The following is a 25,930-nucleotide window of genomic DNA, read 5'->3' on the forward strand; positions in this document are numbered from 1 at the left end:
TTTTAAAGAATTAAAAATCGTTAAAAATATTGTAACTTCGCAACTAAATTTTTTAAGAATTATAAAATCATAATAATCATGGGAAAAGGATTTTTTAACGTGCCGATTGCTGTTAACGAACCAGTTAAAAGTTACGCTCCAGGAACTCCAGAAAGAGAAGCTGTTTTAAAAGCTTACAAAGAAATGTATAACAGTCAAGTTGATGTACCAATGTATATTAACGGAAAAGACGTCACTACTGGAAATACCAGAACCATGTCTCCTCCACACGACCATAAGCATATTGTAGGAACTTACCATTTAGCTGAAAAGTCTCACGTAGAAGAAGCTATTTCTACGGCTCTAGAAGCTAGAAAGTCGTGGTCTCAAATGCCATGGGAACATCGTGCAGGTATCTTTTTAAAAGCTGCCGAATTAATTGCTGGCCCATATAGAGCCAAAATTAATGCTGCAACCATGATTGCACAATCTAAAAATATATTTCAGGCAGAAATTGATGCTGCTTGCGAATTAATAGATTTCTTACGTTTCAATGTTCAGTTTATGACGGACATTTACATGGAGCAACCAGAAAGCACAAGCGATGCTTGGAACAAAGTTGAATACAGACCACTAGAAGGGTTTACCTATGCAGTAACACCATTTAACTTTACAGCAATTGCTGGAAATTTACCATCTTGTATGGCATTAATGGGGAACGTTGTAGTTTGGAAACCAAGTAACAACCAGATTTTTTCTGCTAAAGTTATCATGGACGTGTTTAAAGAAGCAGGTGTTCCAGATGGTGTAATAAATGTTGTTTTTGGAAACCCAGGAATGATTACAGATACTGTTATGGCTAATCCACATTTCTCTGGATTACATTACACAGGATCTACTCCAGTATTCCAAAACTTATGGAAGCAAATTGGAAACAATATTGAAAACTACAAAACCTACCCAAGAATTGTAGGTGAAACTGGTGGAAAAGACTTTATTGTAGCTCATAAATCTGCCAATGCAAAACAAGTTGCAACAGCTATTTCTAGAGGTGCTTTCGAATTCCAAGGACAAAAATGTAGTGCAGCATCTAGAGTTTATATTCCTGGTAATATTTGGGATGATGTGAAAAAATATGTCATTGAAGATGTTAAGTCATTCAAAATGGGTTCTCCAGAAGACATGAGCAACTTTATTACTGCAGTTATTAATGAAGGTTCTTTCGATAAATTAGCTTCTTATATAGATCAAGCTAAAGCAGCTGATGATGCTGAAATTATTGTAGGTGGTGGTTACGACAAATCGAAAGGTTACTTTATAGAGCCTACAGTAATTGTGACTACTAACCCTAAATACGACACCATGTGTACTGAGTTATTTGGCCCTATTGTAACTATATATGTGTACGATGAAGACAAATATACTGAAACATTAAAACTAGTTGACGAAACAAGTGAATACGCGTTAACCGGAGCTATTATCGCTACATGTCGTTATGCTATTGTTGAAGCAACCAATGCTTTACAAAACAGTGCTGGAAACTTCTATATTAACGACAAACCAACTGGCGCTGTAGTAGGACAACAACCTTTTGGTGGTGCTAGAGCTTCTGGTACAAACGATAAAGCTGGATCTGCACAAAACTTAATGCGTTGGGTTTCTCCACGAATGATTAAAGAAACGTTTGTAACTCCAGTAGATTACAGATACCCTTTCTTAGGATAGAAATTAAAGTTTATATTAACAAAAAAACCGAAGCAAATGCTTCGGTTTTTTTTATGGAATTATAATTAGTTTTAATTAATCAAAATCTTGATTAGATCCAACTTCAACTTCTTGAACATTTAATATTTCAAATTTGTTTCCATTTACATTTTTTCTAACAAAAGCAATCACTTTTAATTCACTTACATCAGAAACGTTTGCAGGCAAAGTTAATCCCGTAAAATTAGCTTCATAATTAGATGTCAAAGAAATACTTCCAGCTGGAATAACATCTCCTATCTGATTAGAATAAACTTCTCGTAATACATCTTTATGTACAAAGTTATTTCCTTGATTAGATCCTGATTGAGGTGTGGAAGTAGTTACATTGTCTTCAACTAAATATAGCATTAACTTAACCTCTTCGTTTGGAATTTCATTAAATCCAACTTTCACTTCTATGTTTAACATCCCACTAACTATTTCTGCGTTTAAAGCAAGACCTGTTGTAGCTTTTTTCGCTAACTCGGTATTTAATTGTGAAATACCAGGGAAATTCCATTCTGCATTTGCTGGCCCAGCATAGAACACGGTAGGGAACGCACTCACTCCATATTGACCAGTAAAAAATACTGTTTCAGGAATTTGCATTGGGTCAATTCCTTGACTAGCGCTATAGCTAACATGATATCCAACACTAAATACCTTTGAATTTGAATTCATGACGTTAGCAACTGCTGCTGAAGCTCCAGGACAATACTGACACCATGTTCCTGTAAAGTCTTCTAATAAAATCTTTTTAGTAAATCCTCTTCCTACATTAACTGTGGCTGTAGTTGTAAAAGAATTGTAAGTAGCAGTAACTTCATTAGCTCCTAATTCTGTAAATTGGTAAGGATTTGTAATCGCAACACCGTCTAATGTAAAGGTTGTATTTGCAGTCACATCATTGTTTAGGTTATTTTTCACAGTAAATGTCACCATATCTGTACTTATAACTTCTTCAGGACTATATGTTAAACTAATTGAAGATTCTTCATCTATAGTAATACTTAATGTATTAGAGGTTTTACCAGAATAGGTAGCAACCACATTATAGGTACCTGTTGCAGTAAAAGCATGAGAACTAGAAATAGTTGTTCCATTTGCTTTAATTACAGCATTAGCTGTTACAACATTATTGTTATTGTCCTTTACTGTAAACACAACTTGCTCTCCAACTAGCGCTCCATTAACATTGCTTGATAAAGTAATAGAAGTTACCTCTTGTGCTGTGTCTCCAGAATCATCGGATCCACAGGAAGTAAATAAAAATGTCATTGCAATTAATGACATGAAGAAGAAATTAAAAAGGTTTTTTGTTTTCATATTGGCATTTTATTTAATTATTTTGCGCCGAATATACCATATAATTATTAAAACTATTAATATTCTTAAAAATTAATCATTACTTATTATGAAAAAAATAATTCTCCTATTTGTTTGTCTTCTATCTTTAAATTCCTTTTCGCAAGATCAAATCCTAGACACTTCTATTAAAACTTTAAATGGTGAAACAACCAGTTTAACTGAAATTACTTCTAAAAACGATCTTGTAATTGTTTCTCTTTGGGCCACCTGGTGTGTGCCTTGTAAAAAAGAGTTAGATGCTATAAATGATGTGTACATAGATTGGCAAGAAGAAACAAACGTTGAATTATTTGCAGTTTCTATAGACGACGCTAGAACAGTAAATAGAGTAATTCCTTTAGTTAATGGGAAAGCCTGGGACTTTACTATCCTTTTAGACACTAATAACGATTTGAAAAGAGCTTTAAACGTATCTAGTGTTCCTTTAACCCTAATTATAAAAAAGGGAGAAATTGTATTTAGACACTCTGGATATACCCCAGGATCTGAAGATGCACTTTTTGAGGAACTTAAAAAGCATATTTAAACTAATCTGGACTCATTTAATTTTTCCTTCTTCAAGTTTGTGCGCTGCGCAAAACCGAATAAAACTAACAATAACCAAACACCTCAATGAAAATTTCTATTTATAAGTGCTTAGTGTTTCTGCTTTTTCCCATATTAGCTCTTAGTCAGAACGAACCAGACTCTACTGAAACCAAAACGACGACTTTCAATAAATTTATGAATAATTTATCTGGAAGCTTTGAAACTAATGCCCAATGGTATTTAAATGATAAAGAAACTGGAGATTTTGACGAAGATAATCCTCTAAGAGCAAATAGCTACCTAAAATTAAATTATTATTTTTTACAGAATTTTAGTGTTGGGATTCAAGTCGAAAGCTATGCCCCACAGGCTCTCTTAAACTACGACACCATGCTTGATAAAGACATAGGTTTGGCGCAATACTATGTTAATTATAAAACAGAAAAGATTGATGCTACTGCAGGCTACTTTTATGAGCAGTTTGGGAGCGGACTAGTATTACGCGCTTATGAAGACACAGCATTAGGAATTTACAATGCTATTAGAGGAGGAAGAGTTCAATACACGCCCTTTGATTTCTTGCAAGTAACAGGATTATATGGAGACCAAAGAAGAGGTTTTGAGGTGTCAGATTCAGATATCATGGCTTTTAATGCCGAATTAAATATAGTTAACCTTATTAAATCTGACTTCTTCGATCAACTTACCTTTGGTTTGAGTTATGTAAACAGAAATGAAGAATACACATATGAAAATCCTGACAATACAGACAGAGTAGATGTTCCTAGAAATGTAGGTGCTTATTCTGCCAGAGTAGGAACTTCATTTAAAGGAATTTATAGTAACATAGAATATGTTTATAAAGGAAAAGATGTTCGTTTAGATAATATAAGACCAAATGACGTAAGTTTTTCAGAAAATGTGCTTTTTGATGGAAGTGCCTGGCTATTTAATTTAGGGTATTCTGCAAGAGGTTTAGGAATAAACTACACATTTAGAAGATTGGAAAACATGAGTTTTTACTCTCAAAGAGAAGATGCAAACCTTGCATTAAATCCTACCCAAAGAGCTTCTATGAATTATTTACCTGCGTTAACCAAGCAACACGATTATACACTTGCCAACATTTATTTGTATCAAGCACAACCGGGTTTATATGTAGAAAATTTCGAAACTCCACGTGTAAAAGCAGGTGAAATTGGAAATCAAATAGATGTGTATTACAAAATTGAAAGAGGAACTCTTTTAGGTGGAAAATACGGGACTAAAATATCAGCTAATTTATCTTATTGGGCTAGTTTAGCCGTGGATGTTCAAGATCCTGATGGAATTCCATATTTTAGTAGTGATAACCTAACCTACACTAGCGAATTTTTAAACTTTAAAAATAAGCTTTATAGCGACTTTAGCTTAGATGTAAATAAAAAATGGTCTAGAAACTGGAGTTCTATATTTACTTATATAAATCTATTTTATAATTCAGATTATCTGGAAGAGGCCAATGGAAGTGTTGTAAATGCCTGGATAGGCGTAGCAGAAACCACATATAAATTTGGAAAAGGTCAATCTATTAGACTAGAAGCCCAGCACTTATCTACTAACGACGACGCTAGGAACTGGCTTGGTGGGACTTTAGAATATTTCTTAAACCCTAATTTTGGACTTTACTTAAACGACTCTTATAACTACGAAGAGAGCGACAATGGCGAAAACACCAAAATACATTTCTTTAATGTAGGTGGAAGCTACACAAAAGGAGCTACCCGTGTTGCTTTAAACTATGGAAGACAAAGAGGAGGTTTAATATGTGTTGGAGGTGTTTGTAGACCAGTTAGTAAAAACACTGGAGTTACTTTAAACTTTACAACGTCATTTTAATTATTAAACCCAAACAGATATTTAAAAAACTATAATTAAAAATAGAGCTTTAAGCACAATCTATTTAACACGAATTTAAACCTCCTTAAAACTTACCTTTTAAGGAGATTTTTATTTTTTTTAGCTTAATATTTCATTTCAATTATATATTTAACAAAAGAACTTCATATATTTCAATCTAAATGTTAAATATATAATCGATTGAAATGAAAAAAAACTACCTTTTACTTATTCTGCTTTTATCGGTTGGCGCATTCTCGCAAACCAAAAATGCCCTTCAAAAATTTGACACCTCTTTAATGGAGACTTCTGTGTTAGCGCATAAATCCCCAATAGTTGATATAACAGATTATAATGAAAAAGTCGTCAATAATTACAGCTTCTATCAGGCTTATAAAGCTATTGAACACGGAGACTTGCAAAAGCGCCTACCTTCTTTAGAAAGCTTAAAAGAACAAAGCAAACAAAGCTATTTCACTCAGGTAATTCCGTTAGCCATACTACATAGCGATTTTGAATCTATTACAGATCAAGCCTTACAAAGTAATAGTGTGACCAGAGATTCCGAAGGTTATTTACTTAGAACAAACCAGGAACCTATTTTTGAAAAAAAACACCTTACTTTAACTTCACCATTAAGAAAAAGTCACAAAGGTTTACAAACCACATTTAACCTATCGGAACACCATATTTTTAATACAACTAACCAAAAAATTGAAAGTATTGCGATAGACTTTAACGATGGTCTAGGTTTTACCACAGTTGTTTTAAATCAAGATATTTCCATATATTATTCTGAAGCCGGAAACAAAACACTAAGCTTTAAATTAACATTAGATAATGGCGAGGTTATTACACGTCAGTCTAACATAAAGATCACACTTTCAAATTCTGATATTTTCACGAACACCCATCGAGTAATTACTACTTTTAATTCTAGTATTGTCCCAGACTTATCCGCTTATGGAGAAGCTGTTTCTTATCCTGGAACTGGGGAATACGAAATTTATTTAAGTGATGATGGCATTCTAGACAAACCAATCTTTTTAGTAGATGGTTTTGATCCTGGAGATGGAAGGGATATTACTGGTATTTACGAATTATTAGGTTTTACCGAAAACGGCAACACTTCAAATCTTGGAGATTTAGTAAGAGATGAAGATTTTGATGTTGTAATACTAAACTTTCCTATTTATACAAGAACAGAAGACTCTGCCGTTATTGATGGTGGAGTTGATTTTATTGAGCGTAACGCCATGTTATTGGTAGAACTTATAAACATTATCAATGCCGAAAAAGAAGGAACTGCTCAAAACGTGGTTATTGGTCCAAGTATGGGCGGTCTAATTTCTAGATATGCTTTAAACTATATGGAAAACCAAAACATGAATCACGATACCAGACTTTGGATTTCGTTTGATGCACCCCATCTTGGCGCAAATGTTCCCATTGGATTTCAGCATCAATTTAATTTTCTCGCCTTTGGTCTAGATGATTTCTGGGTGTTAGGAAACCAAAATGTGGAAGAGTTACAACCTATTATTGATGGTATGCTAAAGTCTTCGGCATCCAGGCAAATGCTAACAGATCAATTTGAACCACATATTACTAATAGCGACGGAGTAACTTTTAATAGCTCATTAGCCTTACCTAGAGCGCATCGATTTAAAGCTATTTTCGATGCTAACATGAACAACTTAACAAGTTCTGGGTTCCCGCAACAATCTCGCAATGTATCCATTATAAATGGAAGTGGAAATAACAGTCGTTATCCTGACAATACAGCTGGAGCCAACGATTTAAACCCTGGTAGCAGAATTTTAAATGCCAATATCAATGTTATGACTGGTGCAGACATGAAAATTAAAACCTATTTCACACCAAGTGCAGGAACAGAAATTCAAACAAGTAATGTCCATTTAGATTTTGCATGGTGGTTTCCATTAGCTAATGATAGAATTAATAATGCAGACTCCAGAGCATTTACTTATTCTCATGGCGTTGACGCTGCATCCGGGGGATTATTTGATATTTTAAAACTTACCGAAGACTTATCTACAGATGGATTAGTTGGTGATTTTTTAGCTTCCTTAACTACAGATTATTTTAATTTTATTCCGAGCGTAAGCGCCATGGCTTTAGAAATTACAAATAATGAAATTAACTGGTTTCACACACCTTCGAACATTACATCCACAAACGCAACTACAAATAATACACCATTTGATGCTTGGTATATGCCAACAGTTAATGAGCCACATGTTACTTTAACTCAAGAAAATGTCGATTTTGCCTTATTTGAAATCTTACAAAGCACCTTATCTACAGAAAACAATTTGTATCAAAACATAAAACTATTACAGAACCCGGTTATAAATAATGTAACCCTATTAAGCTCTAAAGAATATAATAATGCTTCTATTTCCATAGTTGATGTTACAGGAAAGATTGTTTACAACAAGAAAACTAAAATTGACCAAAGAACAACTCTACCACTAAATCTAGCCTCTGGCATGTACATTTTAAATGTTGACACAAACACAGAAGTAAGTTTAAGAACAAAGTTGTTAGTAAAATAAAAACCCCCAATTAACCAACTAAAACCAAAAAAGCCTTTCATGTATCGAAAGGCTTTTGTTGTATATTGTCTGAAGCAGGATTACCCCTTATATTTTAATGGTAAATGCACCACTCGTTTAGTATCAAAAAAATCTTCTTCAAAGAAATCAGAGATGTCGTATAGCGTTGCTTTCTGATAATCTTTAAGTTCTTCAGTTAAATCGCCACCTTTTAAATAAAGAATTCCATTCTTCAATTCATGATTTTGCTTTTTAGCTATTTTTCCTTTTACCCAATGAACAAATGTTGGCATAGCAGCTACTGCTCTACTTACAATAAAATCGTAGTTACCTTCTATTAATTCAACGCGTTTGTTGGTAGTTTTAACATTTTGCAAATCTAAACCTTCAACCACTTCATCTACTACTTTTAATTTTTTCGCAATACTATCCACTAAGTGAAACGAACAGTCTGGAAACAAAATAGCCAATGGAACCCCAGGAAAACCTCCTCCTGTACCAACATCCAAAATCTTGGTCCCCGGTTTAAACTCCAACACTTTAGCAATTGCCAAGGAGTGCAAAACGTGTCTTAAATATAACTCGTCTATATCCTTACGAGACACGACATTTATCTTTAGATTCCAATCTTGATACAAGCCTTCAAGTTTTGTGAATTTATCAATCTGATCTTCCGTAAGGTTTGGAAAATACTTAAGAATTAGCTCCATAGATTTTTAATTTTGAACAAAAATAGATAAATTATTGTGCATTTTTGTGAAATATTTATTAAGATGCACGTCAATATTAATTATCTTTGGCGTCAAATTTGATACTTGTATCAATAAGATTATTAGTTAGTAAAAAACAACAACATGACAAAACAAGCATTATCTTTCTCTAGAACAGACTCTGCAAAGTTTTTCAGAACACTCAATAGACGAGTTAACGACTACTTTAAAGAGAATAATATTAAAAAAACAGGAAACTGGAAGTTATATATCAAGGCTATAATAATGTTTACATTATTACTTGGACCTTTAGTACTTATATTAACTGTAGACATGCCTACCTGGCTACAAGTTATTTCTATGATGGTTATTGGAATTGGAATGGCTGGAGTTGGTATGAACGTGATGCACGACGCCAACCACGGTTCTTTTTCTAGTAAAAAATGGGTTAATAAATTAATGGGAAGCAGCATACACATTTTAGCTGGTAACGATTATAACTGGAAAGTACAACACAATGTATTACACCATACCTATACAAACATTCAAGGCCATGATGAAGACATCGATGCCGGACGAATTATCCGTTTCTCGAAACATTCCAAATGGTTGAAAATTCATCAATATCAAAAGTATTATGCCTTTTTATTATATGGTTTATTAACCGTAAACTGGGCCATTACAACAGACTTTAAACAAACTTATGTTTATTTAAAAAGAAAATTATCTTATGGCGAATTTCCTAAGCCAGCTACACAATGGACCAAACTAATTATTGGGAAAATCGTGTACTATTCTATTTGGGTCGTTTTACCTTTAGCTTTAGGTTACGCTTGGTGGCAAGTTTTAATAGGCTTTTTAATCATGCATTATACTGCAGGAATTATTTTAAGTGTTATTTTTCAATTAGCACACGTGATGCCTAATACAGATATGCCTATGCCAGATGAAAATGGGAACATGAAAAACACCTGGGCCATACATCAGTTATTTACAACCTCGAACTTTTCACCTAAAAGTTGGTTAGTAGAATTTTATACAGGAGGTTTAAACAGACAAGTAGAGCACCATTTATTTGCTCATATTAGTCATGTTCACTACAAAAACATAGCTAGCATTGTTAGAGAAACTGCTCAAGAATTCAGCTTGCCATACAACGAATACAATTCTATTTGGACTGCAATTTCAGAACATTATCGACAATTAAAAGTTTTAGGTCAGAAGCCTAGCATGGCTTAATTTCATTTATCATTTTAAAAATAACTAATTACAATGAGCCTACTTTCAGAAAGAGTTCTAAACATGTCTACGTCTGCTACTTTAGCAATGGCGGCAAAGACTAGAGAGCTAAAAGCACAGGGAAAAGATATTATTGGTTTAAGTCTTGGCGAACCAGATTTCAATACGCCAGATTATATTAAGGATGCAGCTATTCAAGCCATCAACGAGAACTATAATTCGTATTCTCCTGTAGATGGTTATGTAGAGCTTAAAGAAGCCATCATCAACAAATTTAAACGAGACAATAATTTAACATATACCTTACCTCAAATAGTTGTGTCTACTGGAGCTAAACAAGCTTTGGCTAATGTAGCTTCTGTATTGCTTAACAAAGGAGACGAAGTTATTTTACCTTGTCCGTATTGGGTAAGTTACGAGGATATTGTTGAATTATTTGAAGGTGTTCCAGTGGAGGTAAAGACCTCTATTGACAACGATTTTAAAATGACTCCGGAGCAATTGGAAGCTGCAATTACTCCAAAAACTAAAATGATTTGGTATAGCTCGCCTTGTAATCCAAGCGGCTCTCTATACAGTACTGAAGAATTACGTGCTTTGGCAGATGTGCTTCAAAAATATCCTGATATTTATGTGGTTTCAGATGAAATATACGAACACATAAACTTTACCGAAAATGGACATGCAAGCATGGCTCAATTTGACGACATGTACGATAGAACGGTTACCGTAAATGGGGTATCGAAAGCTTTTGCCATGACAGGTTGGAGAATTGGATTTATTGGTGCACCAGAAAAAATTGCTCGCGCATGTACCAAAATGCAAGGTCAGATTACTAGTGGTGCAAATTGTATTGCTCAACGTGCTACTATTACCGCTTTAAATGAATCGCCTTCACGTGTAAAATTTATGATAGACGAATTTAAAATCCGAAGAGATTTGGTGTTAAATCTACTATCTGAAGTTGAAGGTTTTCAAAACAATACACCAGAAGGTGCTTTTTATGTATTCCCGAATGTTTCTTATTACTTCGGAAAAACCTTAAAAGGAAAGAAAATCAATAATGCGACAGATTTCTCTTTATTTCTTTTAGAAGAAGCTCTTGTAGCTACTGTAACTGGTGATGCTTTTGGAAATCCTGATTGTATTCGTATTAGTTATGCAGCCAGTCAAGAACAAATTATTGAAGCAATAAAACGTATTAAAGAAGCTCTTAGCTAAGAAGCTTAAAATTTATAATTTAATTAAACCCTTCAAATTTCTATATTCTGAAGGGTTTTTTATTTAAAAGAAATAAGCTACCACGGCTATAAAGAGAATCATAAAAATTCCAAAAGTGACTATAATCTTAATTAGTTTTTGTTTTCTTTCTTTTTGGAGTTTTAATCTAATTTGTAATAGATTTGCTTGAGTTGCCGTGTTTTCAAATTCAAGTTTTTCACCTGTAGAACTCCAATTATTTAAGCGTCGTTCTTTCCGTTTATTCAACATACTTTTATTGTTTCTTAAAGTATGTATCATATGCATCATTGCTCCTTCTCCTCCCATGATAATAGGTTTTAATATAAAACTAGTAAATAGAAATATTAAATCAAGGTATAAAAACCACGATTCTTATAAAACATAAAAGATTGTATTGAGGCGACTCAAAGGCATCAGTTAACCATCTGTAAAAGCACTTTATATATGAGTAGGACAAACTTTCAAAATGTTACATATAATGTTTAATTGATTAATTTATAAAAGACTAATATAAACTAACGGTTTCGCCAAAAGAAAGGCGTTAACAAAATAAGTACAGTAAACAATTCTAAACGTCCAATAAGCATTAAAAACGATGCCCACCATTTTCCAACAGCTGGTAACGCCGCATAATTATCTACGGGACTAAAACTCCCTAAAGCTGGCCCCACGTTACCTAAACTAGAAGCCGATAATCCAATGGCCGATATGAAGTCTATATCCATCATTGAAAAGACTAAAGCTCCCACAATAAAAGACAACATATAAAGAATAAAAAAGGCCAGAATATTAAATACAATTAGTCCTGTTACCGCTTTTCCATTATATCTAACTGGTAAAACCGCGTTTGGATGCAAGGCTCTTTTAAACTCCAAAAACCCATTTTTAATTAGAATTAAATGCCTCACTACCTTTACCCCTCCAGAGGTGCTCCCTGCCGAACCCCCCAAGAACATAAGTCCAAAAAATAGAACCATTAGAAAAGGTGTCCATAAGGTATAATCTGCCGTAATAAAACCTGTGGTTGTAACTACAGATATTACTTGAAACAAGGAATGTCTAAATGCACTTTCTGCTTTTCCCCATACCATTGGATGCTCGATACAAGATGCCGATGGGTCTGTTTTAAAATATATAATTAAAGCGGCAATAATTGTAAAAACCAGGATAAATTTAAAGTATAGTTTTAACTCTTCATCTTTAATAATCTTTTGAACTTTTCCTTTAAAAGCAAAATAACTTAGTACAAAATTGGTACCCGCCAAAAACATAAAAACAATAATAATATATTGAATAATTGGCTGTCCATTCCAATAGGCTATACTCGCATTTTTAGTAGAGAATCCTCCAGTAGACAAAGTACATAAGGAATGATTTATTGCATCGAAAAAAGACATTCCTGCCACTTTTAGCAAGATGGTTTCGGCAGCTGTATAGCCAAAATAAATTAACCATAAACGCTTTGCTGTATCCGTAATTCTTGGATGTAGTTTATCTGTGCTTGGCCCTGGAGCTTCTGCAGCAAACAACTGCATCCCTCCTATTCCCAATAATGGCAAAATAGCCACAGCTAACACAATAATTCCCATTCCACCAATCCAATGTGTTAAACTACGCCAAAACAGAACTCCTTTGGGGATAATTTCAATATCGTTTAATATGGTTGCACCTGTAGTTGTATAACCAGACATAGTTTCAAAAAAAGCACTTGTAAAACTAGAAATACTTCCTGTAAGAACATAGGGCAGAGTTCCTGATAATGCCATAATTACCCATCCAAAGGCTACCACAATATAGCCTTCGCGCTTATTCATTTCTTTGGTATGACTCTTAGTAAGAAACATCACTAGAAGCCCTGTTAGAATAGTTATTCCACCAGAAATCAATAAATTAATAGTAACGCCATCCTTATAAACAAAACTAATTAAGGCAGATAATAGCATAAAGCCACCATTAAATAATAAAAGGAGTCCTAAAAAATGAAAGATTATTTTATAATTAAGTTTCACAGATAGTAAGTTACAAGAATAATTTTTCTACTTGCTTAATAGATCTAGGCAGACAGCACACCACCACTTTATCATTTATTCCGATTTTAAAATCGCCCAAAGCTGTATATCCACGACCATTTCTTATAACTCCTCCAATAATAGCTGCTCTTGGAAAATTGACGTCTTTAATCAATTTGTTACAAATTTTAGAAGTTGGTTTTACATTAAACTCTAATAATTCGGCATTCATATTGTTGAGTTTGGTCATGGCAATTACTTCACCTTTTCTAATATACCTAAATATGGTATTGGCTGCTAAAAGCTTTTTGTTTATTAAAGTATCTATTCCAATAGAGTGCGAAAGCTCAAAATAGTCCATATTTTCAACTAAGGCTATAGTTTTTCTAACTCCCTTAGATTTTGCTACCAAACAAGACATGATATTTGTTTCAGAATTTCCTGTAACAGCTATAAAAGCATCCATGTTGGACAGACTTTCTTCATCTAAAAGATCCACATTTCTACCATCGCCATTAATAACTAATACATCGGCTAATTCATCTGCTAAATCGAAGGCACGATCTTTATCTTTTTCAATAAGTTTAATATTTGGGTATTGATTAGATAAATCTCTTGCTGTTTTATATCCAATTTTACTTCCCCCAAGAATCATGATATCTTTAATCTCTGTATTAATTTTCCCCGTAAGTTCACACAGTTCTTGACCACCACCTTCCGAGGTAATAAAAACCACATTATCGCCTTCCTTAAATTGGGTATCTCCTCTAGGAATAATAGTATATTGAGTTCCATAACGTTGAATTGCAATAGGAACAAAACGAATTTCAGGATAAATCTCTGCTGCTTCTTGGACTGTTTTTCCAACAAAAAGTGCCGTTCTCGATAAGCTTAAAGCCACCATAGTTAAAGCCCCATCATCAAACTCATAACTATCGTTAAAAGCAGATTGGCTAAGTAGCAATTCTATTTCGGATGCAGCTAAAGATTCTGGAGAAATAAGCTCATCTATCCCCAATTTCTTAAAACCAATTTCTTCCTTATGGTTTATAAACTCGGTATTGGAAATTCTAGCTATAGTTCTGTTAGCACCAAGTTGTTTGGCCAAAACACAAACTGTAATATTTGTGGTTTCAGAGGATGTAACAGCAATTAACAAATCGCTTTCTGCAATTCTAGCCTCTTTCAAAATAGCAATTGAAGTCGAATCGCCTTTAATTACTTTAATATCCAAATGATTGTCGGCATAAGTCAGACTTTCTTTATTGGTATCTATTAGGGTAATTTCTTGGGACTCGTAAGACAATAATTTTGCTAAATGAAATCCTACTTCACCAGCTCCAGCAATAATTATTTTCATGTGCAATTATATAATAAAGTAAGGCAAATATACTGTAAATTAGATTTATTAAAAGGCATTTGACTATTTAATTATTTGATTTGAAGCTACTCAAAACAGTAAAAAATAACTCACACAACACAATCAAGCCTGAATTGAAATTACGTTAAATAGTACTTAAAAGCATGTAAATTGAGCTTCGTCAAGTATTTTAAATAAAAATAAATATGTAGGTTTGTGCAAAATATTTTTACATTGACAAAAGTTAAGCCATATAAAGACAGTGATCTAGGAAAAAAAGAGCAGGTAACAAAAATGTTCGATGCCATTTCTAAAGAATACGACGGGTTAAATCGTGTAATTTCTTTTGGAATAGATATAAAATGGCGAAAAAAAGTGGTTGCTCTTGTAGCAAAAACACAACCAGATAGTATTTTGGATATTGCCACTGGAACTGGAGATTTAGCCATAAATTTAGCAGAAACTAAGGCAACAAAAATTATTGGTTTAGATATAAGCCAAGGCATGTTGGAAGTTGGAAAACAGAAAGTGCTTAAAAAAAACCTACAAGAAAGAATTGATATGATTGTTGGAGATTCAGAGAACTTACCTTTTGAAGACAACTATTTTGATGCTATAACTGTAGGGTTTGGAATTAGAAATTTCGAGACTTTAGAAAAAGGTCTGGCAGAAATACTTCGCGTTCTTAAACCAGGAGGAGTTTTTGTGATTTTAGAAACTTCTGTCCCTACTCAAACACCTTTTAAACAGGGTTATAATCTCTATACTAAAAATATAATGCCTACTATAGGAAAACTATTTTCTAAAGACCAAAGTGCTTATAGATATTTAAGCGATTCGGCTTCTGTTTTTCCATATGGAGAAACTTTAAACAATATTTTACGAAAAATCGGGTTTATAAATGTTGAAAGCAAACCTCAAACTTTTGGGGTAGCAACTATTTATACATCATCAAAAAAATAATATATAATCTGTATAATCAATTTTTATCAACAGGAATAAGACTTTAGATAGAATTATTATACAGCTGAAAGTAAAACTTATTTCATTTTCAGAAAATAACAAAATTAAAATCAGATGAAAAACATCCTTTTTCTATTTACTTTTTTATTCCTGTTTCATACCGCTCACGCGCAATTATTTACTAGGGAAAAAGTATTAAACGATGAAAATGTGGATAAAAGACGTTTAAGCTATGGCTATTTTATAGGTTTTAATAGTTATGATTTTAATTTTGATTATAAAGCCAATATGGCTAATATGGCAGATATACAAACTAAAAAATCGACTGGATTTAATGTAGGTCTAGTTGGAAATCTGCGTATTAACGATTTCTTGGATTTAAGATTAGAACCCGGTTTATACATTACAACCAGAACTTTAGAATATCCTGAAAGTTATTTTAATGGGATGGAATTTACATCTTCGGACTTAGAAAGAGAAATAAAATCCACCTATATACATGTGCCTTTATTGCTAAAATTTTCCACCAAACGTATCAATAATTTCAAACCTTTTATTGTTGGAGGAATCTCAACTGCTTTAAACTTATCTAGTAATCAAGACAATCCAGACGACAATAGTGCAGGAAAATTTAGAACTAAGAAAAACATGTATTTCTATGAAATAGGCTTTGGTATTGATTTTTACCTGTACTATTTTAAATTTACACCTTCGATTAGAGGCGTTTTTGCCATCAATGATGAGTTAGTTAGAGATGCAGATCCAAATAGTCCTTGGACAGGTAATATAGAATCCATGAAAACACGTGGCGTGTTTATTAACTTTACATTCCAGTAATTGTTGGTTGTTGAGCTGTACAAACCAGTTATTTTTAACAAGTTATAAGTTTGATTTTTACTAAAACACAGACTCCTCTATAATTAACCTCTTCTAAACTCGCTTAGTAAAATAGCTGTTGCTGTTGCCACATTTAAACTTTCTGTAGCTTGTAACTGGCCAAACCTTGGAATAGATATTTTTGTAGAAATCAATTTTTCATTTTCTTCAGAAACTCCGTTTGCTTCATTTCCTAAAACCAGGATTCCTTTTTTAGGTAAGTTCTTTTCATATATGTTTTCTCCGTCCATAAAAGCACCAAATATTTCCAAATTTGACTGCTCTAGAAATTCAGTTAAATCTAAATAAGTTATATTCACTCTAGTAATAGATCCCATAGTTGCCTGAACTACTTTAGGGTTAAAGCAATCTACAGTTTCTAGATTACAAATTAAATCTGTAATTCCAAACCAATCGCAAAGTCTTATTATGGTCCCTAAATTTCCAGGATCGCGTACATTATCTAAGGCAACAATTAGATTATCATTATTAACAGTTTTAATTTCAGGGATATAGAAAACTGCCAAAGCTGTATTTGGGGTGCTTAAAAAACTAATTTTTTTTAATTCATTTTCGGAGATAAGCGTTTCAAGATTGGCATCAATTTTGAAAGACTCAGTGGTATATAACTGTTTTAATTTAAAGTGAGACCCTATTAATTCGTTGATGGTTTTAACACCTTCAGCAACAAATAAACCCTGTTGAAGTCGGTATTTTTTTTGTTTTAAACTGCTTATTGATTTTATTTGATTTTTAGATAACATTCAAACTTATTTAAATATATTTTTCAACGGAAATAATGTATTTTTGAGTTTCATTGATGTAATTTATTTATTACTCACAAAACAGCAATTCTTTTATTACTAGTTAATTTATTTGTATTTGAAACTGCAATTCTCAAAAATAGTATTATTTATTGTAATTACCGGTTTTTTGTATTCTTGTAATTCGGTAAAAAGAGTTCCTGAGAATGAGCACCTGCTTGTGGAAAATAACATCTATGTAAACGATAAAAAAAATAATACGGAGCGTATTAATAATTTATTGTTTCAGCCTAGCAATAAAAAAATTCTGGGAATCCCCTTAAAACTATATATCTATAATTCTGCCAGACCAAATATAGATTCTATTATTAACGCAACCATAGATTCAAAACCTAAAAAAAGAAAAAGACTTGAAGGTTTCCTTTCCAAAAAACAATTGGATAAATATGTTGAAAATAGAATTGGATTTAATAATTGGTTAAAAACAACTGGAGAAGCACCAGTTATTGTCAATACAGTAAAAACTGCTAAATCCGAAAAACAATTAGAAGCCTATTACTTTAATAATGGTTGGTTTGATGTCGATGCCGTCTCAAAAACAGACACTTTAGATGCTAAAACAGCCATTGTAAATTATCATGTTAAAACTGGCGATCCGTATACTATAGATTCTCTTTTTACCAAAATTGCTACCCCAGTAATCGATTCCTTATATAAAACTACTGAAGCTAAATCTCTTATAAAAAAGAACACACAATATAGAACAGCCACCTTTAGTAACGAAAAAGAGCGAATTATCAGAAATTTGAGGAATTCTGGGGTCTATCACTTTAGCCAAGATTATGTGTATTTTGAAATGGATACTATTGATACCAATAAAAAAGTGAATGTGGAACTTCAAATTTTAAATAGATCAATAAGAACTCAAGATTCCACATATAAAGTCCCATTTAATATCTATAAAATAAAAGAAGTTAATGTATATACCGATTATTCTTATGAGAATAGAAATTTAACCTTGACAGACTCCACTCTATTTAAAAACTTTAATCTTTTTAGTTATGGAAAAATGCGCTTTAAGCCAAAAGCCATAACCGATGCTGTTTTTATAACTCCAGGAGATGTTTTTAGAGACAGAGACCGAACAAACACCTACAGACATATAAACAACTTACAAACTTTTAAGCACCCAAGTATCGAGTATATAGAAAATCCAGACACCACATTAACGGCTAATATTTTATTAACGCCTTATAAGAAGTTTGGATTAAATTTTAGTGCAGAAGTCTCACAGAGTAATATTCAATCTATTGGGCTCTCCTTTAATCCAAGTATTTTAATGCGTAATGTTTTTAGAGGTGCAGAAACCTTAGAACTCTCGGCTTTTGGATCTATTGGAGCTTCCAAAGATGGGGGAGATGAAGATGATCCATTTTTTGACATTAACGAACTGGGAGTCGATTTAAAACTAACCATTCCAAGATTATTTTTTCCTTTTAATACAGAAAAAATTATTCCAAAAACCATGTTTCCAAGTACCAGGATTTCCTTAGCTTCTTCTAGTCAGACTAACGTAGGATTAGATAAGCAGACAGTTTCTGGGGTTTTTAACTATAAATGGTTTGCTTCTGAAAAGATAACCAACAGGTTCGACTTGTTCAATATTCAATATGTTAGAAACCTAAATCCAGATAATTATTTTGGAATTTATCAAAATTCCTATGATGAGCTAAATGAGATCTCTGAAGATATTGGTTACAACAATGGAAACACTCTAACCTATCCAGACCAAACAGATATGTTTATTAACGATGTACTTTCTGGAAGCACCTCTTTACAACCTGGAGACCCAGAATATAACGACGTCTATTCTATAAACGAAAGAAAAATAAGACTGACAGAGAATAACTTGATTTTTGGTGCTAATTTCAACTTTACCAGAGATAACAGAGAGAATTTATACGATGAAACCTTTTCTATATTTAGAGTTAAACTTGAATTAGCAGGAAACTTGTTCAATGCCATATCAAAAATTGGGAATTTTAAAAAAAACGATGCAGGTCAATACGAACTTTTTAACGTAGCTTATTCTCAATTTGTAAAAACAGAATTTGATTATATAAAACATTGGGATTTAGGCAAGAAAAATGTGTTAGCTATTAGAACATTTGCTGGAATAGCCATTCCTTATGGCAACTCAACAAATATCCCATTTTCTAAAAGTTTCTTTGCTGGAGGTACTAACGACAATCGTGCGTGGACAGCCTACAGCCTTGGACCAGGAAGTTTAGATAGTAACGACGAGTTTAACGAAGCCAACTTAAAATTAGCCTTCAATATAGAACATCGTTTTAATATGTTTGGCAAATTTAACGGAGCACTTTTTATTGACACAGGTAATATCTGGAACGTTTTAGACGACATTACAGACCCAAAGGCGACATTTACCAATTTTTCATCTTTAAAAGATATAGCAATTGGCTCTGGCTTTGGTTTAAGATACGATTTTGGCTTTGCAGTTTTCCGTTTCGATATAGGCTTTAAAACCTACGATCCCTCCTATCCAGAAAACAATAGATGGTTTAATGAATACAACTTTTCTAAGGCTGTTTATAACATAGGTATCAATTACCCATTCTAAGCTATTTAATTTTCTTATTTTTGTAATTCAAACATTTTAATTTAACAATCATGGCTCATAACATTAAACCTGGAGTTGCTACAGGTAAAGAAGTTCAGAACATTTTTAAACTAGCTAAAGAGAAAGGCTTTGCATTACCGGCAGTAAACGTTGTTGGCTCCAACAGTATCAATGGTGTTTTAGAAACTGCCAGAGATTTAAATGCTCCAGTAATTATCCAATTCTCTAATGGTGGAGGTGTTTTTAATGCAGGAAAAGGACTAAGTAACGAGAACCAAAAAGCAGCTATTGCAGGTTGTATTGCAGGAGCTAAACACGTGCATTTAATGGCAGAAGCTTATGGCGTACCAGTTATCTTACATACAGACCACTGTGCGAAAAAGTTATTACTTTGGATCGATGGTCTTTTAGATGCTAGCGAACAGCATTTTAAAGAAACTGGAAAACCACTGTATAGTTCTCACATGATTGATTTAAGTGAAGAACCTATTGAAGAAAATATAGAAATCTGTAAAAACTACCTTTCTAGAATGAGTAAAATGGGGATGACTCTAGAAATTGAATTAGGAATTACTGGAGGAGAAGAAGATGGAGTGGATAATACAGATGTGGACGACTCTAAACTTTATACCCAACCAGAAGAAGTGGCTTATGCCTTTGAAGAATTAAGCAAAATAAGCGATCAATTTACAATTGCAGCAGCTTTTGGAAATGTACATGGAGTTTATAAACCTGGAAATGTCAAGCTTACTCCAAAAATTTTAAAAAACTCGCAAGAATATGTTTCTAAGAAATTTAATTTAGAGCATAACCATATAGATTTTGTGTTTCATGGTGGTTCTGGATCATCAGTTGAAGAAATTCGAGAGGCAATAGGTTACGGCGTTATAAAAATGAATATCGACACAGATATGCAATATGCATTTACCTCTGGTGTTCGTGATTATATGAAAGAAAAAGAAGCATATTTACAGGCTCAAATTGGAAATCCTGATGGAGATGATGTTCCAAATAAGAAATATTACGACCCAAGAGTTTGGTTGCGTAAAGGTGAAAATAGCTTTGTAGAGCGTTTAAAAAAGGCCTTCGAAGATTTGAACAATGTAAATACTTTATAAAATATTATAAGTGTTTCCACTTAATTAAAAACAAAACTATAATTTTGTGGTCTGGCTAAACAGGAATCGATTATAGAAGAAATTCTAAAATCGGAAATCAAAAATCTAAAATCGTATATCGATATGTCTTGGTTTAAAAGAAAAGAAAAAGGTATTCAAACTACCACCGAACAAAAGAAGGATACTCCTAAAGGTTTGTGGTACAAATCTCCTACTGGAAAAATAGTAGATACTAAAGAATTAGAACAGAACTTTTACGTAAGCCCTGAAGATGGTTACCACGTAAGAATTGGAAGTAAAGAGTATTTCGAAATTTTATTCGACGACAATAAGTTTAAAGAATTAGATATTAAGTTAGAATCTAAAGATCCTTTAAAGTTTGAAGACACTAAAAAGTATCCAGATCGCTTAAAAGCAGCTCAGGAAAAAACACATTTAAAAGATGCCGTTCGTACAGCTGTTGGTAAATCTAAAGGTAAAGATTTAGTAGTTGCTTGTATGGATTTTTCATTTATTGGAGGCTCTATGGGATCTGTTGTAGGTGAAAAAATTGCACGTGCTGCCGATTATTCTTTAAAAAAGAAAATTCCTTTCATGATTATCTCCAAATCTGGAGGTGCTAGAATGATGGAAGCTGCTCTATCTTTAATGCAATTAGCTAAAACGTCGGTTAAATTAGCACAATTGGCAGATGCTGGAATTCCGTACATCTCTTTATGCACCGATCCAACTACTGGAGGAACCACAGCTTCTTTTGCTATGTTAGGAGATATTAATATTGCCGAACCTGGTGCTTTAATTGGATTTGCTGGACCTCGTGTTGTAAAAGACACCACAGGGCAGGATTTACCAGATGGTTTTCAAACGTCAGAATTCCTATTAGAACATGGTTTTCTAGATTTTATTACCCATAGAAAAGACTTAAAAAACAAAGTTAATCTCTATATCGATTTAATTACAAACCAACCTTTAAGAGAATAATAACTTTCACAATAATCATAAAAAAAAGCGACCAACGGGTCGCTTTTTTTATGATTTATTAATCCCAATTAGTTTAAAACAATATTTATTAATGTGCCATTGGCAAATGTAAATGTTGCTAGATTGTCGCAAGCTCCATCACCATAATCAAGCACACCATCAAAAAGTTGCAAATCTGCATCAATAGAGCCTCTTACAAAATGATAACAAGAAGCTTCTTTTCTTAAAGGCAAAATAACTTCATAATTATGTGTCCCACCGTTAGCAAAAGTAGCATTCCAATAACCGGTATACTCAAATACATTATCTGTAAAAACACCCGTATCAAACCCTTCAATCCATTCATTTACAATTTGTCCTTCTCTAGACGCTTGTATTCCGTTAGGCCAAATTACTGTTAAATCGACATTATGGGTAAATTGTGGATTTCCATTAGCATTGGACAGTTCCTTTAAAATGGAATTGCTTCCCAAAACCTGAATATCATCAAAATAATAATCGTTCAAGACATAGTCTAAGGTTACTTGTTGCGCTTGTGGATTACGTTGGTAGGTTAATACTATTTGTCCTCGATATAGATGTCCGTGAATATCGCAGCCGCCTTCATCAAAATCTATAGTTAACTCTCTAAAGTTTTGTTCCATAACCAATGTCAGAGTTACGCATTCTGGAAAAGATGTTCTAGAACTAATTCCACCCCTAGCTTCAGCGCTTTCTTGATCTTCGTATACTTCAATAATAAAATTTTCTAAGGATGCAGAAATCTGGTCCATTTGAGATGATTGTACAATCTCATTTACTTCCTGATCTTGAGCAACAGGCGCTACAGGTTCATTTTCAGAACAAGAACTAATAAAAAACCCAGCAAAAGTAAGGGTTAAAAGAACTTTAGTATTAAATTTCAATGTTTTCATAATTATTTTTTTTGAGGTTAAGATGTAATAAAAACGGAATAATTAAGAAAAAATTATCAATTCACTAAAAATAAAATATTTACAAAAGAGTACAATTATCTAAAAAGTAGTATATTTGCAGCTTGAAAGAAAACCTTTCATATACATAAAAATCATTTAAAATAATATTGGAATGTATTTAACAAAAGATGCAAAACAAGAGATTTTCGCAAAACACGGTAAAGGAAAAAACGATACTGGGTCTGCAGAAGGTCAAATCGCGTTATTCACGCACAGAATTAAACACTTAACAGATCACTTAAAAAACAATCGTAAAGATTTTAACACTGAGCGTTCGTTAGTAAAATTAGTAGGTAAGCGTCGTGCTTTACTAGACTATTTAATAAAGAAAGATATTTTAAGATATCGTGCTATTGTTAAAGAATTAGGATTAAGAAAATAATCACAATCAAAGAGGCTTCGCGCCTCTTTTTTTGTTTTAAAATAACTCATTCGTAAGAGTTTAAAATTCGTAAATAAGAAGCTAGATCCCGAGTTTAATTTGGGACTAACGGTTTTTCATTGGTCACAACTACTACTACAACACAACTACCAATGTTTAATTAGAATTAAGAAATTATGATTCCAAAAGTTTTTAAAGAGGTCATAGACCTTGGCGATGGAAGAGAAATCTCTATCGAAACCGGAAAATTAGCTAAACAAGCTCATGGTTCGGTTGTAGTTCAATCGGGAAAATGTATGTTATTATGTACAGTTGTTTCCAACTACAAACAAAGCGATGTCGACTTTTTACCATTAACGGTAGATTATCGCGAAAAATTTGCTGCAGCTGGACGTTATCCAGGTGGATTCTTTAAAAGAGAAGCAAGACCAAGCGATGGCGAAGTTTTAACTATGCGTTTAGTGGACCGTGTTTTACGTCCGTTATTCCCAAAAGACTACCATGCTGAAACTCAAGTTATGATTCAGTTAATGTCTCATGACGATGATGTTATGCCAGACGCTATGGCTGGATTAGCTGCTTCTGCTGCTATTCAATTATCAGATTTTCCATTTGAATGTGCTATTTCCGAAGCTCGTGTAGCTAGAGTAAATGGCGAATTCATTATTAACCCAACACGTGCTCAATTAGCAGAATCTGACATCGATATGATGATTGGAGCTTCTGCCGATTCTGTAATGATGGTTGAAGGTGAAATGGATGAAATTTCTGAAGAAGAAATGGCAGATGCCATTAAATTTGCTCACGAAGCAATTAAAGTACAATGTGCTGCCCAACTTAGATTAGCAGAAGCATTTGGAAAGAAAGACGTTCGTGAATATGAGCCAGAAAGAGAAGACAAAGATTTAGAGAAGAAAATTCATGATATGGCATACGATAAGGTGTATGCTATTGCTCAAGCTGGATCTTCTAAACATGAAAGAAGTGCTGCTTTTGACGCTATAAAAGAGGAAATTAAAGCAACTTTTTCTGAAGAGGAATTGGAAGATTTTGGTGGCTTAGTTTCTAAATACTATTACCAAGCTGAAAAAGATGCTATTCGTGATTTAACTTTAAATGAAGGTTTACGCTTAGACGGAAGAAAAACTAATCAAATTAGACCAATCTGGTGTGAAGTAGATTACTTACCATCAACTCATGGTTCTTCAATATTTACGCGTGGAGAAACTCAAGCTTTAGCAACAGTTACATTAGGAACTTCAAGAGATGCCAACCAGGTAGACATGCCATCATATGAAGGGGAAGAGCGTTTCTATTTACATTATAACTTTCCTCCTTTTTCAACTGGTGAAGCGCGTCCAATTCGTGGCACGTCTCGTCGTGAAGTAGGACATGGAAACTTAGCGCAACGCGCATTAAAAGGAATGATTCCTGATGAATGTCCTTATACAGTTCGTGTAGTTTCTGAAGTTTTAGAATCTAACGGTTCATCTTCTATGGCAACTGTTTGTGCTGGAACAATGGCGCTTATGGATGCTGGTGTTCAATTAAAGAAACCTGTTTCTGGAATTGCTATGGGATTAATTTCCGATGCTGAATCTGGAAAATACGCTGTTCTTTCTGATATTTTAGGAGACGAAGATCACTTAGGTGATATGGACTTTAAAGTAACAGGTACGGCAGATGGTATTACTGCTTGTCAAATGGATATTAAAGTAAAAGGTCTTTCATACGAAATTCTTGTAAATGCACTTCAACAAGCACGCGATGGACGTTTACATATTTTAGAGAAATTGACTGATACTATTGCTACACCAAATGCAGAAGTTAAAGAACACGCACCTACAATGGTTACAAGACGTATTCCTAATGAGTTTATTGGTGCTTTAATTGGTCCTGGTGGAAAAGTAATTCAAGAATTACAAAAAGAAACCGATACCACTATTGTTATTAATGAAGATCCAGAAACTGAAGAAGGTATTGTAGAAGTTTTAGGGGTTGGTAGAAAAGGTATCGATGCAGTTTTAGCAAAAATTGACTCCTTATTATTTAAACCAGAAGTTGGTAGTATTTACGAAGTAAAAGTAATAAAAATGTTAGATTTTGGTGCGGTAGTAGAATATACCGAAGCTCCAGGAAACGAAGTTTTATTACACGTAAGCGAATTAGCTTGGGAACGCACAGAAAACGTATCTGACGTAGTTAATATGGGAGATGTTTTTGATGTAAAATACTTTGGAATAGATTCAAGAACTAGAAAAGAAAAAGTATCTAGAAAAGCCATCTTACCAAAACCAGAAGGTTTTAAAGAAAGACCTCCTAGAGATAATAATAGAAATGGCGGACGCGATAATCGTGGGTCTCGCGACAATAACCGTCGTGATGACAGAAAACCGAGAGGAGATAAAAGAGATTAAATTCTTTTAACTATAATTTTTTAAAGGAGCTTATTTTTAATAGAATAAGCTCCTTTTTTGTATACAAATTTAAATTTGTAATATTTTTCTTCAATAAAATTACGGTAAAACCGTAAATTCATCGCTTTTTCGGTAAAATTATTAAAAATTATAGGATTTTTCATTTTTTTTTTTTT

The 25,930-nt window shown here is 33.2% G+C and carries 20 protein-coding genes; 13 read left to right on the forward strand and 7 right to left on the reverse strand.

The features are described 5' to 3' along the window. Window positions 1-78: 78 nt before the first annotated feature. On the forward strand, window positions 79-1,704 hold the full coding sequence (gene pruA / locus OS188_RS08385; protein ID WP_267148382.1) for an L-glutamate gamma-semialdehyde dehydrogenase: 1,626 nt from the start codon (window positions 79-81) through the stop codon (window positions 1,702-1,704). Window positions 1,705-1,779: 75 nt separating this feature from the next. On the opposite strand, the gene OS188_RS08390 is transcribed toward pruA, so the two are convergent. Further along, window positions 1,780-3,018 carry an Omp28-related outer membrane protein gene (locus OS188_RS08390; RefSeq protein WP_267148383.1) on the reverse strand — a complete coding sequence of 413 codons (1,239 nt, stop codon included), beginning with the start codon at window positions 3,016-3,018 and terminating at the stop codon, window positions 1,780-1,782. Window positions 3,019-3,139: 121 nt separating this feature from the next. On the opposite strand from OS188_RS08390, the gene OS188_RS08395 reads away from it, so the two are divergent. The 3 genes from OS188_RS08395 (at window position 3,140) to OS188_RS08405 (ending at window position 8,078) form a co-directional block, all read left to right on the forward strand. After that, window positions 3,140-3,619, forward strand: a complete 480-nt coding sequence (locus tag OS188_RS08395) for a TlpA family protein disulfide reductase (RefSeq protein ID WP_267148384.1) — start codon at window positions 3,140-3,142, stop codon at window positions 3,617-3,619. Window positions 3,620-3,705: 86 nt separating this feature from the next. Further along, the gene (locus tag OS188_RS08400; protein ID WP_267148385.1) at window positions 3,706-5,499 is read left to right on the forward strand and encodes a DUF6029 family protein; all 1,794 of its coding nucleotides are present in this window, start codon (window positions 3,706-3,708) and stop codon (window positions 5,497-5,499) included. Between the two features lie 206 nt (window positions 5,500-5,705). Next, window positions 5,706-8,078: a T9SS type A sorting domain-containing protein gene (locus OS188_RS08405; RefSeq protein ID WP_267148386.1), complete on the forward strand. Its 2,373-nt coding sequence runs from the start codon at window positions 5,706-5,708 to the stop codon at window positions 8,076-8,078. 80 nt (window positions 8,079-8,158) lie between these two features. Here the strand turns inward: OS188_RS08405 and rsmG are convergent, their stop codons facing one another. Further along, window positions 8,159-8,788 (reverse strand): 16S rRNA (guanine(527)-N(7))-methyltransferase RsmG, encoded by a 630-nt coding sequence (rsmG, locus tag OS188_RS08410; RefSeq protein ID WP_267148387.1) that lies wholly within the window; start codon window positions 8,786-8,788, stop codon window positions 8,159-8,161. A 144-nt stretch (window positions 8,789-8,932) separates the two neighbouring features. Here rsmG and OS188_RS08415 point away from each other — a divergent pair, with 144 nt between their 5' ends. Together OS188_RS08415 and OS188_RS08420 are read left to right on the forward strand one after the other, a co-directional pair. Then, complete coding sequence (locus OS188_RS08415) at window positions 8,933-10,027, forward strand: fatty acid desaturase family protein (RefSeq protein ID WP_267148388.1); 1,095 nt, start codon at window positions 8,933-8,935, stop codon at window positions 10,025-10,027. Between the two features lie 33 nt (window positions 10,028-10,060). Next, the gene (locus OS188_RS08420) at window positions 10,061-11,248 is read left to right on the forward strand and encodes a pyridoxal phosphate-dependent aminotransferase (protein WP_267148389.1); all 1,188 of its coding nucleotides are present in this window, start codon (window positions 10,061-10,063) and stop codon (window positions 11,246-11,248) included. Between the two features lie 63 nt (window positions 11,249-11,311). On the opposite strand, the gene OS188_RS08425 is transcribed toward OS188_RS08420, so the two are convergent. The 3 genes from OS188_RS08425 to trkA form a co-directional block, all read right to left on the reverse strand. Continuing rightward, window positions 11,312-11,575, reverse strand: coding sequence for a hypothetical protein (locus OS188_RS08425; RefSeq protein ID WP_267148390.1), 264 nt, complete (start codon window positions 11,573-11,575; stop codon window positions 11,312-11,314). Window positions 11,576-11,784: 209 nt separating this feature from the next. Then, window positions 11,785-13,278, reverse strand: coding sequence for a TrkH family potassium uptake protein (locus OS188_RS08430; RefSeq protein WP_267148391.1), 1,494 nt, complete (start codon window positions 13,276-13,278; stop codon window positions 11,785-11,787). Window positions 13,279-13,288: 10 nt separating this feature from the next. After that, the gene (gene trkA / locus OS188_RS08435; protein ID WP_267148392.1) at window positions 13,289-14,638 is read right to left on the reverse strand and encodes a Trk system potassium transporter TrkA; all 1,350 of its coding nucleotides are present in this window, start codon (window positions 14,636-14,638) and stop codon (window positions 13,289-13,291) included. A gap of 234 nt (window positions 14,639-14,872) precedes the next feature. Here trkA and ubiE point away from each other — a divergent pair, with 234 nt between their 5' ends. Both ubiE and porT read left to right on the forward strand, forming a co-directional pair. Further along, window positions 14,873-15,601 (forward strand): bifunctional demethylmenaquinone methyltransferase/2-methoxy-6-polyprenyl-1,4-benzoquinol methylase UbiE, encoded by a 729-nt coding sequence (gene ubiE, locus OS188_RS08440; RefSeq protein WP_267148393.1) that lies wholly within the window; start codon window positions 14,873-14,875, stop codon window positions 15,599-15,601. 114 nt (window positions 15,602-15,715) lie between these two features. After that, the gene (gene porT / locus OS188_RS08445) at window positions 15,716-16,438 is read left to right on the forward strand and encodes a type IX secretion/gliding motility protein PorT/SprT (RefSeq protein ID WP_267148394.1); all 723 of its coding nucleotides are present in this window, start codon (window positions 15,716-15,718) and stop codon (window positions 16,436-16,438) included. Window positions 16,439-16,521: 83 nt separating this feature from the next. Here the strand turns inward: porT and OS188_RS08450 are convergent, their stop codons facing one another. Beyond that, complete coding sequence (locus OS188_RS08450) at window positions 16,522-17,241, reverse strand: TrmH family RNA methyltransferase (RefSeq protein ID WP_267148395.1); 720 nt, start codon at window positions 17,239-17,241, stop codon at window positions 16,522-16,524. Between the two features lie 118 nt (window positions 17,242-17,359). Here OS188_RS08450 and tamL point away from each other — a divergent pair, with 118 nt between their 5' ends. The 3 genes from tamL to accD all read left to right on the forward strand — a co-directional run bounded on the left by tamL (window position 17,360) and on the right by accD (window position 21,981). Next, complete coding sequence (gene tamL / locus OS188_RS08455; protein ID WP_267148396.1) at window positions 17,360-19,882, forward strand: translocation and assembly module lipoprotein TamL; 2,523 nt, start codon at window positions 17,360-17,362, stop codon at window positions 19,880-19,882. 50 nt (window positions 19,883-19,932) lie between these two features. Continuing rightward, window positions 19,933-21,000, forward strand: a complete 1,068-nt coding sequence (gene fbaA, locus OS188_RS08460; RefSeq protein ID WP_267148397.1) for a class II fructose-bisphosphate aldolase — start codon at window positions 19,933-19,935, stop codon at window positions 20,998-21,000. Between the two features lie 123 nt (window positions 21,001-21,123). Further along, a complete protein-coding gene (gene accD, locus OS188_RS08465) occupies window positions 21,124-21,981 on the forward strand; it encodes an acetyl-CoA carboxylase, carboxyltransferase subunit beta (RefSeq protein ID WP_267148398.1) in 858 nt (285 codons plus the stop codon). Window positions 21,982-22,049: 68 nt separating this feature from the next. On the opposite strand, the gene OS188_RS08470 is transcribed toward accD, so the two are convergent. Continuing rightward, window positions 22,050-22,895, reverse strand: a complete 846-nt coding sequence (locus OS188_RS08470; RefSeq protein ID WP_267148399.1) for a hypothetical protein — start codon at window positions 22,893-22,895, stop codon at window positions 22,050-22,052. A 172-nt stretch (window positions 22,896-23,067) separates the two neighbouring features. On the opposite strand from OS188_RS08470, the gene rpsO reads away from it, so the two are divergent. Further along, window positions 23,068-23,337 (forward strand): 30S ribosomal protein S15, encoded by a 270-nt coding sequence (gene rpsO, locus OS188_RS08475; protein WP_267148400.1) that lies wholly within the window; start codon window positions 23,068-23,070, stop codon window positions 23,335-23,337. A 176-nt stretch (window positions 23,338-23,513) separates the two neighbouring features. Beyond that, entirely contained in the window at window positions 23,514-25,754 is a 2,241-nt protein-coding gene (locus OS188_RS08480) for a polyribonucleotide nucleotidyltransferase (protein WP_267148401.1), read from the forward strand. The last annotated feature ends 176 nt before the right edge of the window (window positions 25,755-25,930 follow it).

This window comes from Xanthomarina sp. F1114, from assembly GCF_026410255.1.
Taxonomy (GTDB): domain Bacteria; phylum Bacteroidota; class Bacteroidia; order Flavobacteriales; family Flavobacteriaceae; genus Xanthomarina.

Bases quoted from the DNA above. Each gene is read 5' to 3' on its own strand.
- pruA (WP_267148382.1), top strand. From the start codon at position 79: ATGGGAAAAGGATTTTTTAACGTGCCGATTGCTGTTAACGAACCAGTT.
- OS188_RS08390 (WP_267148383.1), bottom strand. From the start codon at position 3,018: ATGTCATTAATTGCAATGACATTTTTATTTACTTCCTGTGGATCCGAT.
- OS188_RS08395 (WP_267148384.1), top strand. From the start codon at position 3,140: ATGAAAAAAATAATTCTCCTATTTGTTTGTCTTCTATCTTTAAATTCC.
- OS188_RS08400 (WP_267148385.1), top strand. From the start codon at position 3,706: ATGAAAATTTCTATTTATAAGTGCTTAGTGTTTCTGCTTTTTCCCATA.
- OS188_RS08405 (WP_267148386.1), top strand. From the start codon at position 5,706: ATGAAAAAAAACTACCTTTTACTTATTCTGCTTTTATCGGTTGGCGCA.
- rsmG (WP_267148387.1), bottom strand. From the start codon at position 8,788: ATGGAGCTAATTCTTAAGTATTTTCCAAACCTTACGGAAGATCAGATT.
- OS188_RS08415 (WP_267148388.1), top strand. From the start codon at position 8,933: ATGACAAAACAAGCATTATCTTTCTCTAGAACAGACTCTGCAAAGTTT.
- OS188_RS08420 (WP_267148389.1), top strand. From the start codon at position 10,061: ATGAGCCTACTTTCAGAAAGAGTTCTAAACATGTCTACGTCTGCTACT.
- OS188_RS08425 (WP_267148390.1), bottom strand. From the start codon at position 11,575: ATGGGAGGAGAAGGAGCAATGATGCATATGATACATACTTTAAGAAAC.
- trkA (WP_267148392.1), bottom strand. From the start codon at position 14,638: ATGAAAATAATTATTGCTGGAGCTGGTGAAGTAGGATTTCATTTAGCA.
- porT (WP_267148394.1), top strand. From the start codon at position 15,716: ATGAAAAACATCCTTTTTCTATTTACTTTTTTATTCCTGTTTCATACC.
- OS188_RS08450 (WP_267148395.1), bottom strand. From the start codon at position 17,241: ATGTTATCTAAAAATCAAATAAAATCAATAAGCAGTTTAAAACAAAAA.
- fbaA (WP_267148397.1), top strand. From the start codon at position 19,933: ATGGCTCATAACATTAAACCTGGAGTTGCTACAGGTAAAGAAGTTCAG.
- accD (WP_267148398.1), top strand. From the start codon at position 21,124: ATGTCTTGGTTTAAAAGAAAAGAAAAAGGTATTCAAACTACCACCGAA.
- OS188_RS08470 (WP_267148399.1), bottom strand. From the start codon at position 22,895: ATGAAAACATTGAAATTTAATACTAAAGTTCTTTTAACCCTTACTTTT.
- rpsO (WP_267148400.1), top strand. From the start codon at position 23,068: ATGTATTTAACAAAAGATGCAAAACAAGAGATTTTCGCAAAACACGGT.
- OS188_RS08480 (WP_267148401.1), top strand. From the start codon at position 23,514: ATGATTCCAAAAGTTTTTAAAGAGGTCATAGACCTTGGCGATGGAAGA.